Genomic DNA, 15,475 nt, shown 5'->3' with positions numbered 1-15,475 from the left:
CGCCCGCAAGCTTGTCGCCTAGAAACGCCTCCGCCAGGCTCAACTGTCCCGTCTGCTTCACAGCCATCGCGATTCCCTCCGAGCTTCCTCTCAGAGAATCACAACCAGCCAATTACGCAACAGGCCCCTTGTGGGAGAAGATGGCCGCGAAGCGGCCGGATGAGGGTGCTTCAGGAAAAGCCGACGTCTCGCTCCGCTGGAACACCCCTCATCCGTTTCGGCGCTATCGCGCCGATCCACCTTTTCCCGCAAGGCGAAGGACAGGCGCTAACCCTTGCCGCTCCAAGCGGCATCGTTTAGGAAACGCGCGCCCATTGACCAGAAAGACCGATCCCATGGCCGACAAATCGGAAAAAACGAAAGCGCGGCTGCCGCGCGGATTTGCCGACCGCAGCGCCGAGGATATTCGTGCCGTCGAGAAGATGATGGCGACCATCCGCTCGGTCTATGAACTCTACGGTTTCGAGCCGGCCGACCAGCCGATGATCGAATACACCGATGCTTTGGGAAAATTCCTGCCCGACCAGGATCGGCCGAACGAAGGCGTCTTTTCCTTCCAGGATGACGACGACCAGTGGCTGTCGCTGCGTTACGACCTGACCGCGCCGACGGCGCGCTTCGTCGCCGAGAATTTTGACAAGCTGCCAAAACCCTATCGCAGCTACCGCTCCGGCTGGGTGTTCCGCAACGAAAAGCCCGGTCCCGGCCGCTTCCGCCAGTTCATGCAGTTCGACGCCGACACGATCGGCACGCCGGGCGTCGCCGCCGACGCCGAGATGGCGATGATGATGGCCGATGTCATGGAAGCGCTCGGCATCAAGCGCGGTGAGTATGTCATCCGCGTCAACAACCGCAAAGTGCTGGATGGGGTGCTGGAGGCGATCGGGCTTGGCGGCGACCAGAATGCCGGCCGCCGGCTGACCGTGCTGCGCGCCATCGACAAGCTCGACAAGCTCGGGCCGGAAGGCGTCAGGCTCCTGCTTGGTCCCGGCCGTTGGGATGGCGGCAAGGAAGGCGAGGGCGACTTCGCCAAGGGCGCCGGATTGAACGACACGCAAGGTGAGGCGGTTCTTCTGGCAACGGCAAGGAACGGGCAGGCCGCCCAGGATGCAAGCGTCAATGCCAACGCTGTCTATCAGGAAGGCGTCGGCGAACTGGCAACGATCGAGGCGCTGGTTAGAGCCGCTGGCTATGGCGAAGACCGCATCGTGATGGATCGCTCCGTCGTGCGCGGCCTCGAATACTACACCGGCCCGGTCTTCGAGGCCGAGTTGCTGGCCGAGATCCCCAATGACGAAGGCCAAATCGTGCGCTTCGGCTCGGTCGGCGGGGGCGGGCGCTATGACGGGCTGGTCTCGCGCTTCCGCGGCGAGCCGGTGCCGGCGACCGGCTTCTCCATCGGCGTTTCGCGGCTAATGACGGCGCTGAAGAACCTCGGCAAGCTCGACGCCTCCGATGTCATCGCGCCGGTCGTGGTGCTGGTCATGGACAAGGACACCGAAAGCCTCGGCCGCTACCAGAAGATGGTTGCCGACCTGCGCGCCGCCGGCATCCGCTCCGAAATGTATCTCGGCGGCGCCGGCATGAAGGCGCAGCTGAAATATGCCGACCGTCGCGGCAGCCCTGTCGCCATCATCCAGGGCGGCGACGAGCGCGCCAAGGGCGAGGTGCAGATCAAGGACCTGATCGAAGGGGCCCGCCTGTCGGCCGAGATCACCGACAATGCCGAATGGCGCGCCGCAAGGCCGGCGCAGGTGACGGTGGCGGAGAGCGAGCTGGTTGGCGAGGTGAAGAAGATACTCGCGGCGCAGGCCGAGGAGCGGGCGAAGTGACGGGCACTGCGCTGTCCTTTCCTTCTCCCCTTGTGGGAGAAGGTGGATCGGCGCGGAGCGCCGAGACGGATGAGGGGTGTTCCAGGGTACGCCAACGTCTCACTCCGCTGGAGCACCCCTCATCCGTCGCCTTCGGCGACACCTTCCCCCGCAAGGGGGGAAGGGGAGGTGGCGCTTTATGACCACCCGCCCCGCCATCGCCGCCGACATCGCAAAACTCTTCGCCGCCCGCGACACCCACGCGGTCGAGGTCGCCGTGCTGCAACCGGCCGACCCGTTCCTCGACATGGCGGGCGAAGACCTGCGCCGCCGCATCTTTCTCACCGAGAGCGAGACCGGCAAGACGCTGTGCCTGCGGCCCGAATTCACCATTCCGGTCTGCCTCGATCACATCTCTAGCCAGGCCGGCACGCCGCGCCGCTATTCTTATCTCGGCGAAGTGTTCCGCCAGCGCCGCGACGGCGGCAACGAGTTCTTCCAGGCCGGCATCGAGGATCTCGGCGACGGCGACACGGCCGCCGCCGATGCCCGTTCGCTGGCCGACGCGCATGCGCTGCTGTCGCTGGTGCTGCCCGGCCGGAAGCTAGCCATCACGCTCGGCGACCAGACCCTGTTCGAGGCGGTGCTGGCCGCGCTCGGCCTGCCGCGCGGCTGGCGCATGCGCCTGGCGCGCGCCTTCGGCTCGGCGCCGATGCTGGAGGCAGCCCTTGCCGATCTCGCCAATCCGCCGCGCAACAGCCAGCTCTCCGGTCCGGTCGCCCTGCTGGTGCTCGACGGCGATGTGGAAGGCCTCGCCGCGCATATTGCCGACGGCATGGAGGAAGCCGGGCTGTCGGCGTCATCCGGCCGCGCGCCTGCCGACATTGCGCGCCGGCTGATCGAGAAAGCGCAACTGCGCAGCGTGCGGCTGTCCGACGAGGCCTTCTCGGCGTTGAAGGGCTTTCTCGAGATCGACGTCGCGCTCAGCGACGCGACCGCGGCGCTGGAAAAATTCGCCGCCGATGCCGGCCTGTCGCTGGGACCGGCGCTGGAGAATTTCGCCGCCCGCGCCAAGGCGATCGAGGCGCATGGGCTGTCGGCGGCAGAAATCCGCTATGACGCCGCCTTCGGCCGCCCGCTGGATTACTACACCGGCCTGGTCTTCGAGATCGCGGTCCGGGATGGCGATCGCCCGCTGGTCGGCGGCGGTCGCTACGACCGGCTGCTGACGCTGCTGGGAGCAAAAAAGCCGATTCCAGGGGTCGGCTTCTCGGTCTGGCTCGACCGTATCGAAGCCTTGCGGGAGAGCGCCAAATGATCACGCTGGCGATCCCCTCGAAGGGCCGTCTCAAGGAGCAGTCGCTCGAGGTGCTGGCCAGGGCCGGCCTGGCCGTGAGCCTGCCTGAAGACGACCGCAAGTACCGCGCCCGCATCGACGGTCTCGACAATGTCGAGGTGGCCTTCCTGTCCGCGTCCGAGATCGCCGGCGAGATCGGCCAGGGCGCGGTCGATCTCGGCATCACCGGCGAGGACCTTTTGCGCGAGAATCTCGCCGACTGGGAAGCGCGCGCCGAGGTCGTCGCCCGCCTTGGCTTCGGCCATGCCGATGTCGTCGTCGCCGTGCCGGATATCTGGCTGGACGTCGAGAGCATGGCCGACCTCGACGACGTCGCCGCCGATTTCCGCCAGCGCCACGGCCGGCGGCTCAGGATAGCCACCAAATACTGGCGGCTGACGCAGCAATTCTTCTCGCTCAAGCACGGCATCCAGGTCTACCGCATCGTCGAAAGCCTCGGCGCCACCGAAGGCGCGCCGGCCGCCGGTCTTGCGGACGTCATCGTCGACATCACCACCACCGGCTCGACGCTGCGCGCCAACCACCTCAAGGTGCTGGGCGACGGCACGATCCTGAAGTCGCAGGCCTGTCTGGTGGCGTCGAAGAAGCGGCGCGATGCGGCCGATGAAGCGGTCTTGCGCGACATCGCCGTGAAGATGAGCGTCCTCCCTCCTCGCTGAGGGGCCTCAAGGAGAGGGGGACCTTTGACGGATTTCCACCATCCCCATCGGCTGATAGGCTGGCCTATCCCGGGAGGAGAACGGCGATGGCGATCAAACTCGACGAGCTCATGAACGCCACCAATCTGCGCAAAACGCGCAACAGCTTCATTGCTCCGGTTGGAGGCAAGTCGCATGTGTCGGGCGACCGCTCGGTGCCTCTGCTCGACAAGACCATTCCGGAGCTGTTTTCCGATACGGTGAGCAGATACGCCACGCTCGACGCCGCTGTCTTCGTCGGCCAGGACAAGCGTTTCACCTGGAGCGAGCTGTCGGACGCTGTCGACGCTTTGGCCGCCGGTTTCCTGGCGCTCGGCCTCGAAAAAGGCGACCGCGTCGGAATCTGGTCGCCGAACCGCTGGGAATGGCTGGTGACGCAGTTCGCCACCGCGCGCATCGGCCTGATTCTGGTCAACATCAACCCGGCCTACCGGCTGACCGAGCTTGAATACGCGTTGAACAAAGTCAGCTGCAAGGCTTTGGTCACCGCCGCGCAGTTTAAGACCTCCGACTATCTCGGCATGATCGAGACATTGGCGCCGGAGATCGCCAAGGCGGAGCCCGGCAAGCTCAAGGCCAAGAAACTGCCGGCGCTGGAAATCGTCATCCGGATGGGCGACGACAACTCGCCCGGCATGTTCAATTTCGGTGACGTGCTCGCGATGGCCGGTCGCGACGAGCATGACAGCCTCGACCGCATCTCCGAAGGGCTGAAGCCCGGCGAGGCCATCAACATCCAGTTCACCTCAGGCACGACCGGCGCGCCGAAAGGCGCGACCCTGACGCATTCCAACATCGTCAACAACGGCAATTTCGTCACCTCGGCCATAAAACTCACCACCGAAGACCGGCTCTGCATTCCGGTGCCGCTCTATCACTGCTTCGGCATGTCGATGGGCACGATGGGCTGCGTGTCGAAGGGCGCGACAATGGTCTTCCCGGGCGAAGGCTTCGATGCCGGCGTGACGCTGAAAGCGGTGGCGCAGGAGCGCTGCACCGGTCTCTATGGCGTGCCGACCATGTTCGTCGCCATGCTCGACCATGCGGATTTTTCGAGCTTCGATCTCTCCAGCCTGCGCACCGGCATCATGGCCGGCTCGCCTTGCCCGATCGAGGTGATGAAGAAGGTGGTGTCGCTGATGCATATGAGCCAGGTGACCATCGCCTACGGCATGACGGAGACCAGTCCCGTCTCCTTCCAGAGCAGCGTAGACGATCCGCTGGAAAAGCGTGTCTCAACTGTCGGCCGCATCCACCCGCATGTCGAGGTCAAGGCGATCGGCGCCGACGGCGGCACCGTCGCGGTCGGCGAGCCGGGCGAGCTCTGCACGCGCGGCTATTCGGTGATGAAGGGCTATTGGGACGACGCCGAAAAGACCCGTGAGGCGATCGACGTCGACGGCTGGATGCACACCGGCGACCTCGCCACGATCGACGCCGAGGGCTATTGCAACATCGTCGGCCGGGTGAAGGACATGGTCATCCGCGGCGGCGAGAACGTCTACCCTCGCGAGGTCGAGGAATTCCTCTACCGCCATCCGAAAATCAAGGAAGTGCAGGTCTTCGGCATTCCGGACGACAAATATGGCGAGGAGCTCTGCGCCTGGATCGTGCTGAAGCCCGATCAGATCGCCACCGCCGAGGAGATCAAGGCCTTCTGCGCCGGCCAGATCGCGCATTACAAGGTGCCGCGCTACATCCGCTTCCGCGCCGAGCTGCCGATGACGGTGACCGGCAAGCCGCAGAAGTTCCTGATGCGCGAGGCGATGGTAGAGGAGCTCGGGCTGGTGGCGCAGAAGACGGCGTGAAACGGCATCTATGGACAACGAGTTTCCAAATTTCGCGGCGCTGAGAGCCGCCAAAATTGAAAACGTGGATTATCGCATCGTCGTCCGGCGGGGCGCGCGAACCGGAAGTGCCATCGTCATGGCCCCGCATGGCGGCAAGATCGAGCCTCGCACCTCCCTGATCACCGAGACGATAGCAGGGGCCGATCTCGATATGTATTGCTTTGAAGGGCTCATGCCGGAAAGCAACCGGGAGCTGCACATAACGTCCAGGAACTTTGACGAGGCAACCGCGCTCGAACTGTTGCGGACGAAGTCCACCGTCGTCGCTATCCACGGCCGTCAGGATCGCGACGATTTTTCGACAGTCTATCTGGGCGGCAAGGACGCCACGTTGGTTTCAGAGATAGCCGGGCGTCTGCAGGAGGCCGGTTTCCAGACAAAAAGAGACAATCATCCCTTTCCCGGTATCCAGGATTCGAACATCGTCAATCGCGGGCTGACGGGGAAGGGAGCGCAGCTGGAAGTGCCCTTCTCGCTGCGCCGCCGACTGGGCAACGAGCCGGAACTTCTGGAAGAATTCTGTGGGGCAGTTCGTAATGCCATCGAGACATTCGACGCCATGAACGGCTCCCGGTCTCCAATCATCTTTTGAATGCTGCAAGGATGCCCGTGAGAGGTGCTCCCCACGCGCCTTTCCGCTAAGTTCGCACAAACGCTTGGCATTCGGGGGCTTCGATGACTGGCTACGGGCGATCGGTGATTTCCTACACGATGCCGTTGGTGGCGCTGGCAATGGCTTTCGCGGTCAGGGCCAGTGGCCTTTCGGTCGACGAAGGGTCGCTGAGTACCAGAATACTCGTTGGAGCGCTGTCGAGCGCCATCATGTTCACCACCATTTTCGTCGTGCTCGACCACGCCGAGGCAGTCGCCTTGCGCGTCGGCGAGCCCTATGGAACTTTGGTGCTAACTTTTGCGGTGACGGCAATCGAAGTGTCGATCATCGTCTCCATGATGCTGCATGGAGAAAACAACCCGACGCTGGCGCGCGAGTCCGTTTTCTCGACGGTGATGATCACCTCCACCGGCGTCGTCGGCATCTGTCTCACGCTTGGCGGCTGGCGCTACCGCAAGCAGGCGATCCTGCGGCAAGGCACCAGCGCATACCTGTCGGTTCTGATCGCGCTGACCGTGATGACGCTTATTCTTCCGACCTACACCCAGGCTACGGAGCCCGGCACGTTTTCGGCGGCTCAGCTGGGTTTCGTCAGCGTCCTTTCGGTGTTGCTCTATGCGAGCTTCGTGTTTGCCCAGACCGTCCGGCACCGGGAGGACTTCGTCCAGGGACAGGCGCATGATGCTCCGACGCGAACTGCAACCCACGGAAGCATCTCCGTCAGCGCGCTCCTGCTGCTGAGCGGGCTCGTCGGCATTGTCCTGCTCGCCGAGCAGGTCGCCGCGAGCGTGGAGGATGCGCTCGCCGCCTATCAGGTGATCCAGGCCGACAGCATCGTGGGGGCAATGATCGCGGCACTGGTTTTGATGCCGGAGGCGATCTCGGCGATCCGCGCCTCCTTCAAGAATGAGCTGCAGCGCAGCCTGAACGTCGCGATGGGCTCGGCCTGCGCCACGATCGGCTTGACGATACCGGCGGTCGCGGCGGCCAGCCTGCTGACGGGCAGGGGCCTGACCTTGGGGCTCCCGGCGTCCGATGCCGTGCTTCTGGTGCTGGCGCTTTTCATATGCAACGTGAGCTTCAGCACCGAACGAACGACGTTCCTGACCGGCATGGTGCATGTCGTGGTGTTTTTCACCTATGTGTTTCTGATCTTTGTGCCGTGAAGTGCCGGCCGGCGGGCGCAGGGATGGAGATGCGTCGAAGCGCGCTTCACACCCCCAGCACCGCCCGGTCCAGCCCGCGTATGATCCGCGCCAGCTCCACGCATTCGTCCTGGCGCACCTTGTTCTTCCGCCAGGCCATGCAGATCATGCGCTGCGGCATCGGCTCCTGGAACGGCACGATTCTCAGGTCCGGCATGACGCCGGCCGCACTTGCCGCCATTTCCGGCACCAGCGTGACGCCCAGCCCATGCGCCACCATCTGCAGGAGCGTCGTCAGGCTGGTCGCGCCGTAGCTTGCCATCGCCACCGGCCGCACATTGCCGCAGACGGCCAAGGCCTGCTCGCGCAGGCAATGGCCTTCCTCCAGAAGCATCAGCCGCTCCAGCGCCGGGCTTTCGGGCGGCACCGGCGGCGAGGCGAAGGCCGATCGCCGGCGGGCACGGCAAGGAAGAAGCGGTCTGGAAAAAGCCCTTCGGTGACGATCGCCGGCTGATCGAGCGGCAAGGCCGCGATGAAGGCGTCGAGCCGGCCGGACGTCGCATCCTCGACAAGGGAGGCGGTTACCGCCTCGCGCAGTTCGAGCTGCAGGGCAGGATAGTGCTTTTTCAGCTCCGGGAGCACATGCGGCAGGAGATAGGGCGCGACCGTCGGGATGATGCCCAGCCGGAAGCGTCCTTCCATGGTCGGGCGGCCGCGCCGGGCAGTCGTCTCGACGTCACGTATGTCGGCCAGAATGCGCTCGATACGCGGCTGCAGGGCAAGCGCCTCGTCGGTCATGCGCACCGTCTTGCCGCCGCGTTCGAACAACAGACAGTTCAGCCGCTCTTCCATCTCTGCGATCTGCGCCGAAAGGGCCGGCTGGCTGACGCCGGCGAGTTTCGCGGCGCGGCCGAAATGCAGCGTCTGCGCCAGCGCGTCGAAATACTGCATTTGCCGGACGGTGAGGCCAATCATAAGATAATCCTATCAAACGAAACAGGAAAGGCAATTTGTCTTTATCGGCGGGCCGGCCTAGTCTGGAATCATTCCAGGTTGGCGCGGCCAGTGGCTGCCCCCGAAAATTTTGGGAAAATCAACCTCGGCAAAATTCAACCACGGCAAAACCTCGGCAGAATCGGGAGACTAAGATGGACGCCAAAACCGACGACAACAGCGCTGGCAAATGCCCGGTGGCGCATGGATCCGCACGGACCAACCGTGACTGGTGGCCGAACCAGCTCGACCTTGCCGTTCTCCACCAGCAGTCGAACCTCTCGGACCCGATGGACGAAGATTTCGACTACGCCAAGGAGTTTGCGAGCCTCGACCTCGATGCTGTGATCGCAGACCTGCACAAGGTCATGACGGATTCGCAGGACTGGTGGCCGGCCGACTTCGGCCATTATGGGCCGCTCTTCATCCGCATGGCCTGGCACAGCGCCGGCACCTATCGCATCGGTGACGGCCGCGGTGGCGCCGGCGCCGGTCAGCAGCGTTTCGCGCCGCTGAACAGCTGGCCGGACAACGCCAATCTCGACAAGGCGCGCCGGCTGCTGTGGCCGGTCAAGCAGAAATACGGCCGCAAGATCTCCTGGGCCGACCTTCTGATCCTCACCGGCAACGTCGCGCTGGAATCGATGGGCTTCAAGACCTTCGGCTTTGCCGGCGGCCGCGCCGATGTGTGGGAGCCGGAGCAGGACGTGGACTGGGGCTCCGAAACCAAATGGCTCGGCGACGAGCGCTATTCGGGCGACCGTGAGCTTCGCGGCCATCTCGGCGCCGTGCAGATGGGCCTGATCTACGTCAACCCGGAAGGCCCGAACGGCAAGCCGGATCCGGTCGCGGCCGCGCGCGACATCCGCGAGACCTTCGGCCGCATGGCCATGAACGACGAGGAAACCGTGGCGCTGATCGCCGGCGGTCACACTTTCGGCAAGACGCACGGCGCCGGCGACGCCTCGCTGGTGGGCGCCGAGCCGGAGGGCGCCGGCATCGAGGCGCAAGGCCTCGGCTGGTCGAGCAAATATGCCTCCGGCATTGCTGGCGACGCCATCACCTCGGGCCTCGAGGTCACCTGGACGACGACGCCGACCAAATGGAGCAACAATTTCTTCGACAACCTGTTCAATTACGAATGGGAGCTGACGAAGAGCCCGGCCGGCGCGCATCAGTGGACGCCGAAAGGCGGCGCCGGCGCCGGCACCGTTCCGGACGCGCACAATCCCTCCAAGCGTCACGCGCCGGCCATGCTCACCACCGACCTCGCGCTGCGTTTCGATCCGGCCTATGAGAAGATCTCGCGCCGCTTCCACCAGAACCCGGACCAGTTTGCCGACGCCTTCGCCCGCGCCTGGTTCAAGCTCACTCATCGCGACATGGGCCCGGTGGTGCGCTATCTCGGCCCGCTCGTGCCGAAGGAAGAGCTGATCTGGCAGGATCCGATCCCGGCCATCGACCACGAGCTGGTGAGCGAGGCCGACATCGCTTCGCTCAAGGCCAAGATCCTGGCCTCCGGACTGTCGGTCTCCGAGCTGGTCTCGACCGCCTGGGCCTCGGCCTCGACCTTCCGCGGCTCGGACAAGCGCGGCGGCGCCAATGGCGCCCGCATCCGTCTGGCGCCCCAGAAGGACTGGGAGGTCAACGAGCCGGCTCAGCTCGCCAAGGTGCTGGCCAAGCTGGAATCCATCCAGAAGGAATTCAACGCAGACCAGATCGGCGGCAAGAAGGTCTCGCTCGCCGACCTCATCGTGCTTGGCGGCGTCGCCGCGGTCGAGAAGGCGGCGAAGGACGGCGGCACCGAGGTGAAAGTACCCTTCACGCCGGGCCGGATGGACGCTTCGCAGGAGCAGACGGACGTCGCCTCCTTCGCCGCGCTGGAGCCGAGGGTAGACGGCTTCCGCAACTATGCCCGCGGCACGTTGCCGATGTCGGTCGAAGCGATGCTGGTCGACCGCGCCCAGTTGCTGACGCTGACGGCGCCGGAGATGACGGTGCTGGTCGGCGGCCTGCGCGTGCTCGGTGCCAATGCCGGCGGTTCCAAGCATGGCGTCTTCACCGACAGGCCTGGCCAGCTCACCAACGACTTCTTCGTCAACCTGCTCTCGATGGCCACCGTCTGGGATCCGGCGGCCGGGTCAGAGCCGGGCTCGGACGAGGTTTACGAAGCGCGCGACCGCAAGACCAAGGAGGTCAAGTGGACCGGCACCCGCGCCGACCTGATCTTCGGCTCGCACGCGCAGCTGCGCGCGCTCTCCGAAGTCTACGCCTCGGCCGACGCCAAGGCCAAGTTCGTCAAGGATTTCGTCAAGGCGTGGACGAAGGTGATGAACGCCGACCGCTTCGACATCGCGAGATAAAGTCGTACCTCCCAAGCAAAAAGGCGCGGGTCATGCCCGCGCCTTTTACTTTATCGAACTGCGGTCAGTCTTTTTCGAAGACGCCGGCCTTGGCAACGACGCCGGCAATCGCGCCGCCGACCAGCGGCGCGACGATGAACAGCCAGAGCTGGCTGAGCGCAGCACCCCCCGAAAACAGCGCCGGGCCGATCGAACGGGCCGGATTGACCGAGGTGCCGGTCACCGGGATCATGGCGAAGTGGATGCCCGCCAGCGTCAGGCCGATGGCCAGGCCGGCAAAGGCGGTGGTGTGCTTGGCGTTGGTGACGCCGAGGATCACGGTGACGAAAGTGAAGGTGCCGATCAGCTCCCACAGGAAGGCTGAGCTCATGCCCCATTTCGTTTCGTCCCAGCCATTGGCGCCGAAGCCGCCGGTGTGGCCGCCGACCTGGCCGGAAACGATGATCCACAGCGCCAGCGAGGCGATGATGGCGCCAATGATCTGCGCGATCCAGTAGGGGACGACATCCTTGGCCGGCATCCGCCCCGCCAGGAACACGCCGAGCGTCACCGCCGGATTGAGATGCGCGCCCGAGATCGGGCCGATCGCATAGGCCGCGGCGATCAGGCCGATGCCGAACGCCAGGCCGATGCCTTCCTGTCCGAGCGGCAGCGCGCCGCCGAAGCCGCCCGTGACCACGGAGGCGGTGCCGATGAACACCAACAAAAACGTGCCGAGAACTTCTGCCAGATAAGTCTTCATTGCCCTCTCCTCACAGGATCCGTCGAAGCCGCGTTTCCCGCGTCGCGAATCACTACCGGAAGAGTATTCCTGCGGACAACACTTGCAAAGCTGGGAGGTTAAACCGGTGGACTTTCTTGAAGGCGTCAATCAAAAACATTAGAAGTCTTTCATGTTCTGATCGATTGTTCTTGTTTCCTGACTCGGGCTCCCACCAACGGAAAAATCGTTCGGCCAAATGGGCCGGTCTTGAAACGCCATTTCATCGGCAAACCGAACGGAACTGTTTCAATCCTGGCCGGAAAGGCTTTATGAGCGGGCTGGAACCGATTTGTAACAGCTACGGAAAACGGGATGCGACTGGGCGGAAGGCTGGCGGCGGCGATAGAGGTTTTGGAAGACATCGGCCGGCGTCACCGGCCGGTGGCCGACGCGCTACGCGACTGGGGCCTGTCGCATCGCTTCGCCGGCGGCGGCGATCGCGCCGCGATCGGCAACATCGTCTATGACGCGCTGCGCCGCAAACGCTCAGCCGGCTGGCTGTTCGGCGAGGACACGCCGCGCGCCATCGGCTTCGGCGCGCTTCTGTTGGAGTGGGGGCAGACGGCGCAGTCGCTCAACGACGCGCTGGACGGCGACAAATTCGCGCCGCCGCTGCTCAGCGCGTCCGAGTTGAAAGCGGCTGCCGAGCGCAGGCTTGGCGAGGCCCCCGATGTGGTACGGGCCGATATCCCGGACTGGTGCGCGCCGCTGCTCGAGCAAGCCTATGGCAAGGCATGGATTGAGGAAGGCGCCGCCCTCGCGCAGCGCCCGCCGCTGGACCTGAGGGTCAACACGCTCCAGGCCGATCGCGCCAAGGTGCTGGCCGAGCTCCAGGGCACCGGTGCCGCGCCTACGGCGATCGCGCCGCACGGCATCCGCATCCCGCCGATCGACGGCGACGGCCGGCATCCGAACGTCCAGGCCGAGCCTGCCTTCCAGAAAGGCTGGTTCGAAGTGCAGGACGAGGGTTCGCAGCTTGCCGCCGCGCTTGCCGGCGCCGCGCCCGGCATGCAGGTGCTCGATTATTGCGCCGGCGCCGGCGGCAAGACGCTGGCCCTGTCGGCCGAGATGGACAATCGGGGCCAGCTCTTTGCCCATGACGCGGAGAAGGTGCGGCTGGCGCCGATCTTCGAGCGCATCCGCCGCTCGCACAACCGCAACGTCCAGGTCGTCAGCAAGCCCGCGGAGCTTGCGCCGCTCACCAACCATATGGACATCGTGCTGATCGACGCGCCCTGCACCGGCAGCGGCACCTGGCGGCGGCGGCCCGACGCCAAATGGCGACTGACGGAAAGGCAGCTCGATGCCCGCAAGGCAGAACAGCAGGCGATCCTCGACACCGCGCAAGCCTTCGTCAAGCCGGGCGGCCTGCTGGTCTACATCACCTGTTCGGTGTTCGATGCCGAGAACGGCGAGCAGGTCGCGGCGTTCCGCGCGCGCCATGAAGGCTTCGCGCCGGTCGATCACCGCCAACTGTGGGACAGCCGCTTCCCGGGCCATGAAGGGGCCGCGCGTATTGCCGATGCCGGCGGTATCTCGCTGTCGCCGGCGCTCAGCGGCACCGACGGGTTCTATCTCCACGCCTTGCGCAGGACTGCCTCTTGAAGACAGCCGGGCTTTTGTTGCGCTGCAGCATAAAAGATTGCCTGTCTTGCCTGGCTCTGCAATAAACTTCGCCAGCAATGTGAGGCAAAGCGCCATGGCGGCAGCCAAGATCGTACCCGCTCCGGATTTCGAGGAACGCGTCAGGGCGTCCTTTGCCCGCCAGGAGGCGATGGCGACGATCGGCGCCGAGCTGACGCTGGTGACGCCTGGCATCATCGAGATCGAGATGCCGTATTCCGCGTCGCTCACCCAGCAGCACGGTTTCCTGCATGCCGGCGTCATCTCCACCGCGTTGGACTCCGCCTGCGGTTACGCGGCCTTTTCGCTGATGCCGGAGAATTCCGGCGTGCTGACCATCGAGTTCAAGGTGAACCTGCTCGCGCCGGGCAAGGGCGAGCGGTTCCTGTTCCGCGGCTCCGTGACCAAACCCGGCCGCACCATCATCGTCGCCGACGGCCAGGCCTACGCCTTCGCCGCCGACGGCGAGGCCAAGCTGATCGCCACCATGACCGGCACGATGATGACGGTGGTCGGCCGCGACGGGATAGAGGGGTGAGGAGCGGTCCGCGCAGCGGACGAAAAGCCCCCAAATGGGCTTTTGGAGCGACGAACGCCCGGAGCCATAGCGAAGGCCGGCAGGCGGCGAGGCACGTTGTCCCTTTCGCGTCGTCGTAGCAAATAGGGGTAAAGCTTCATGACTATCGAAGTGTCACGCCTGTCGCAAAAATCCGTTCTCTTCGTCATGGCGGCTGAGGCCGAATACGGCCCACACCTGAAGAACCTGTTCACGCCGCTGATGACCGGAGTCGGTCCGGTCGAGGCCGGGGTCAGGCTGGGCGCCGAGCTCGCGGCGTTGAAGGCTGAAGGCGCGCTTCCGGACCTGGTCGTCTCGCTGGGCTCGGCCGGCAGCCGCAGGCTGGAACAGACCGAGATCTATCAGGCCGTGTCGGTGAGCTATCGCGACATGGATGCTTCGCCGCTCGGCTTCGAGAAGGGCGCGACGCCTTTCCTCGAACTGCCGGTGTCGGTGCCGCTGCCCTTCGTCATTCCAGGCATCAAGACCGCCACGCTCTCGACCGGCGGCGCGATCGTCTCCGGCGTTGCATATGACGCCATCGATGCCGACATGGTCGACATGGAGACCTTTGCCTGCCTGCGTGCCTGCCAGCTGTTCGGTTTGCCGCTGATTGGGCTCCGCGGCATTTCCGACGGCGCGGCCGATCTCAGGCACGTCAACGACTGGACGGAATATCTGCACGTCATCGACGAGAAGCTCGCCGCGGCCGTCGCCCTGCTGGAACAGGCGATCGGCGGCGGCCTGCTTGGTGGCTGACTGCCGGTTGGATCAGGCAGCAAGGCGTTGCGGATCGCCGAAATCGATGCGTGAAATGCGTCCACGGGAGGCGCCTGTCGCATCGATATAGTCGATTGTCCCCGCTGTATGATCGAGTTTCCACGCGCCGGCGGGGCCGTTTTTCCATTCGACCTTGTAGCCGTCGTCAAGCAGCGTCCAGGTCCCGTGAAAGCGCGTGCCATCCGGCAGGAGCATGTGCGCCCGATCGTCGGTTTCATAGTGGATGAAGGCGCTCTTGCCGCCCATGTCGATGACATGCGTGGTTCCGACCATGATAATGGCCAGCGTGTCCCTGTTCAGTATCGTCATTGTTCCTGTCCGCGGGTTTGCGTTTCTCGAATGGCCTCGACGCCAAGAAGATCGTCAAGTATCTTGACCATACGGAGTTCGAATTAAATGGTCAAGGAGCCTGACGAAAAAACTGACGGGCTGCCCGATCACGTCGGTTGGCGGCTGTGGCAGGCGAGCCGTGCCTGGCAGGCGGAATTTGCCGCTGCCATGCGGGCCGCCGGCCACGCCTGGTTCAGCGAAGCGCGCGCCGGGCTGCTTGGACACATCCCGCGCAACGGCACACGCCAGTCGGCATTGATCGAGCGCGCGGCGACCTCCAAGCAAGCGGTTCAGCAATTGCTCGACGGGCTGGAGGCGGAAGGCGTGCTGGAGCGATTGCCCGATCCACGGGACGGGCGCGGCAAGCTCGTGCGCTATACGCGCAAAGGCCTGGATGCCTTGCGCGACGGCGATCGCATCAAGCTTCAGATCGAACGCAGCTATATCGATCGCATCGGCGAGCAGCGGTTCGCGGCGCTGATGGACGCCTTGCGCTCACTTGACGCCGAGCAGGGCGATGCATCGGGAGAAGCACCAGCATCGAAGTGAACGGCGCGACCGCGCCAACCCATTGCGCCGACTCGTTTCTTTCT

Annotated in this window: 13 protein-coding genes and 1 pseudogene; 11 read left to right on the top strand and 3 right to left on the bottom strand. The window is 64.7% G+C overall.

Annotated elements, in window-relative coordinates; translation table 11 throughout:
- The first annotated feature begins 335 nt into the window (after positions 1-335).
- From hisS to CK219_RS24340, 6 genes are all read left to right on the top strand, one after another.
- Entirely contained in the window at positions 336-1,832 is a 1,497-nt protein-coding gene (gene hisS / locus CK219_RS24365) for a histidine--tRNA ligase (protein ID WP_095769159.1), read from the top strand.
- Positions 1,833-2,010: 178 nt separating this feature from the next.
- On the top strand, positions 2,011-3,129 hold the full coding sequence (locus tag CK219_RS24360; RefSeq protein ID WP_095769158.1) for an ATP phosphoribosyltransferase regulatory subunit: 1,119 nt from the start codon (positions 2,011-2,013) through the stop codon (positions 3,127-3,129).
- Positions 3,126-3,827 carry an ATP phosphoribosyltransferase gene (gene hisG / locus CK219_RS24355; protein WP_095769157.1) on the top strand — a complete coding sequence of 234 codons (702 nt, stop codon included), beginning with the start codon at positions 3,126-3,128 and terminating at the stop codon, positions 3,825-3,827. Before CK219_RS24360 ends, hisG begins: the two co-directional genes overlap by 4 nt.
- Positions 3,828-3,913: 86 nt before the next feature.
- On the top strand, positions 3,914-5,674 hold the full coding sequence (locus tag CK219_RS24350; RefSeq protein ID WP_095769156.1) for an AMP-binding protein: 1,761 nt from the start codon (positions 3,914-3,916) through the stop codon (positions 5,672-5,674).
- A gap of 10 nt (positions 5,675-5,684) precedes the next feature.
- A complete protein-coding gene (locus CK219_RS24345) occupies positions 5,685-6,308 on the top strand; it encodes a poly-gamma-glutamate hydrolase family protein (RefSeq protein ID WP_095769155.1) in 624 nt (207 codons plus the stop codon).
- An 83-nt stretch (positions 6,309-6,391) separates the two neighbouring features.
- Positions 6,392-7,495: a calcium:proton antiporter gene (locus tag CK219_RS24340; protein WP_095769154.1), complete on the top strand. Its 1,104-nt coding sequence runs from the start codon at positions 6,392-6,394 to the stop codon at positions 7,493-7,495.
- Between the two features lie 46 nt (positions 7,496-7,541).
- Here CK219_RS24340 and CK219_RS24335 read toward each other — a convergent pair.
- Positions 7,542-8,425: pseudogene (locus CK219_RS24335) on the bottom strand (hydrogen peroxide-inducible genes activator).
- Positions 8,426-8,622: 197 nt separating this feature from the next.
- Between CK219_RS24335 and katG the strand changes: the two are divergent.
- A complete protein-coding gene (katG, locus tag CK219_RS24330; protein ID WP_095769153.1) occupies positions 8,623-10,830 on the top strand; it encodes a catalase/peroxidase HPI in 2,208 nt (735 codons plus the stop codon).
- A 64-nt stretch (positions 10,831-10,894) separates the two neighbouring features.
- Here katG and CK219_RS24325 read toward each other — a convergent pair whose 3' ends face one another.
- Complete coding sequence (locus CK219_RS24325) at positions 10,895-11,572, bottom strand: MIP family channel protein (RefSeq protein ID WP_095769152.1); 678 nt, start codon at positions 11,570-11,572, stop codon at positions 10,895-10,897.
- Positions 11,573-11,905: 333 nt separating this feature from the next.
- Here CK219_RS24325 and CK219_RS24320 point away from each other — a divergent pair, with 333 nt between their 5' ends.
- The 3 genes from CK219_RS24320 (at position 11,906) to CK219_RS24310 (ending at position 14,531) form a co-directional block, all read left to right on the top strand.
- Positions 11,906-13,198, top strand: coding sequence for an RsmB/NOP family class I SAM-dependent RNA methyltransferase (locus CK219_RS24320; protein WP_095769151.1), 1,293 nt, complete (start codon positions 11,906-11,908; stop codon positions 13,196-13,198).
- Between the two features lie 94 nt (positions 13,199-13,292).
- The gene (locus CK219_RS24315; protein WP_095769150.1) at positions 13,293-13,754 is read left to right on the top strand and encodes a PaaI family thioesterase; all 462 of its coding nucleotides are present in this window, start codon (positions 13,293-13,295) and stop codon (positions 13,752-13,754) included.
- Positions 13,755-13,892: 138 nt separating this feature from the next.
- Entirely contained in the window at positions 13,893-14,531 is a 639-nt protein-coding gene (locus CK219_RS24310; RefSeq protein WP_095769149.1) for a 5'-methylthioadenosine/S-adenosylhomocysteine nucleosidase, read from the top strand.
- A 12-nt stretch (positions 14,532-14,543) separates the two neighbouring features.
- On the opposite strand, the gene CK219_RS24305 is transcribed toward CK219_RS24310, so the two are convergent.
- Positions 14,544-14,861, bottom strand: a complete 318-nt coding sequence (locus CK219_RS24305; RefSeq protein ID WP_095769148.1) for a hypothetical protein — start codon at positions 14,859-14,861, stop codon at positions 14,544-14,546.
- 189 nt (positions 14,862-15,050) lie between these two features.
- On the opposite strand from CK219_RS24305, the gene CK219_RS24300 reads away from it, so the two are divergent.
- Complete coding sequence (locus CK219_RS24300; protein WP_245340604.1) at positions 15,051-15,431, top strand: MarR family winged helix-turn-helix transcriptional regulator; 381 nt, start codon at positions 15,051-15,053, stop codon at positions 15,429-15,431.
- The last annotated feature ends 44 nt before the right edge of the window (positions 15,432-15,475 follow it).

Origin of the sequence: Mesorhizobium sp. WSM4313 (assembly GCF_002294725.1) — a bacterium.
GTDB lineage: Bacteria > Pseudomonadota > Alphaproteobacteria > Rhizobiales > Rhizobiaceae > Mesorhizobium.
The sequence above is the reverse complement of the archived record's forward strand: the minus strand, read 5'-3'. Positions and strand labels throughout refer to the sequence as shown.

Excerpts from the sequence above, each read along its gene's own strand:
- hisS (WP_095769159.1), top strand. The coding sequence starts at position 336 with ATGGCCGACAAATCGGAAAAAACGAAAGCGCGGCTGCCGCGCGGATTT.
- CK219_RS24325 (WP_095769152.1), bottom strand. The coding sequence starts at position 11,572 with ATGAAGACTTATCTGGCAGAAGTTCTCGGCACGTTTTTGTTGGTGTTC.
- katG (WP_095769153.1), top strand. The coding sequence starts at position 8,623 with ATGGACGCCAAAACCGACGACAACAGCGCTGGCAAATGCCCGGTGGCG.
- CK219_RS24310 (WP_095769149.1), top strand. The coding sequence starts at position 13,893 with ATGACTATCGAAGTGTCACGCCTGTCGCAAAAATCCGTTCTCTTCGTC.
- CK219_RS24315 (WP_095769150.1), top strand. The coding sequence starts at position 13,293 with ATGGCGGCAGCCAAGATCGTACCCGCTCCGGATTTCGAGGAACGCGTC.
- hisG (WP_095769157.1), top strand. The coding sequence starts at position 3,126 with ATGATCACGCTGGCGATCCCCTCGAAGGGCCGTCTCAAGGAGCAGTCG.
- CK219_RS24350 (WP_095769156.1), top strand. The coding sequence starts at position 3,914 with ATGGCGATCAAACTCGACGAGCTCATGAACGCCACCAATCTGCGCAAA.
- CK219_RS24305 (WP_095769148.1), bottom strand. The coding sequence starts at position 14,861 with ATGACGATACTGAACAGGGACACGCTGGCCATTATCATGGTCGGAACC.
- CK219_RS24340 (WP_095769154.1), top strand. The coding sequence starts at position 6,392 with ATGACTGGCTACGGGCGATCGGTGATTTCCTACACGATGCCGTTGGTG.
- CK219_RS24345 (WP_095769155.1), top strand. The coding sequence starts at position 5,685 with ATGGACAACGAGTTTCCAAATTTCGCGGCGCTGAGAGCCGCCAAAATT.
- CK219_RS24300 (WP_245340604.1), top strand. The coding sequence starts at position 15,051 with ATGCGGGCCGCCGGCCACGCCTGGTTCAGCGAAGCGCGCGCCGGGCTG.
- CK219_RS24320 (WP_095769151.1), top strand. The coding sequence starts at position 11,906 with ATGCGACTGGGCGGAAGGCTGGCGGCGGCGATAGAGGTTTTGGAAGAC.
- CK219_RS24360 (WP_095769158.1), top strand. The coding sequence starts at position 2,011 with ATGACCACCCGCCCCGCCATCGCCGCCGACATCGCAAAACTCTTCGCC.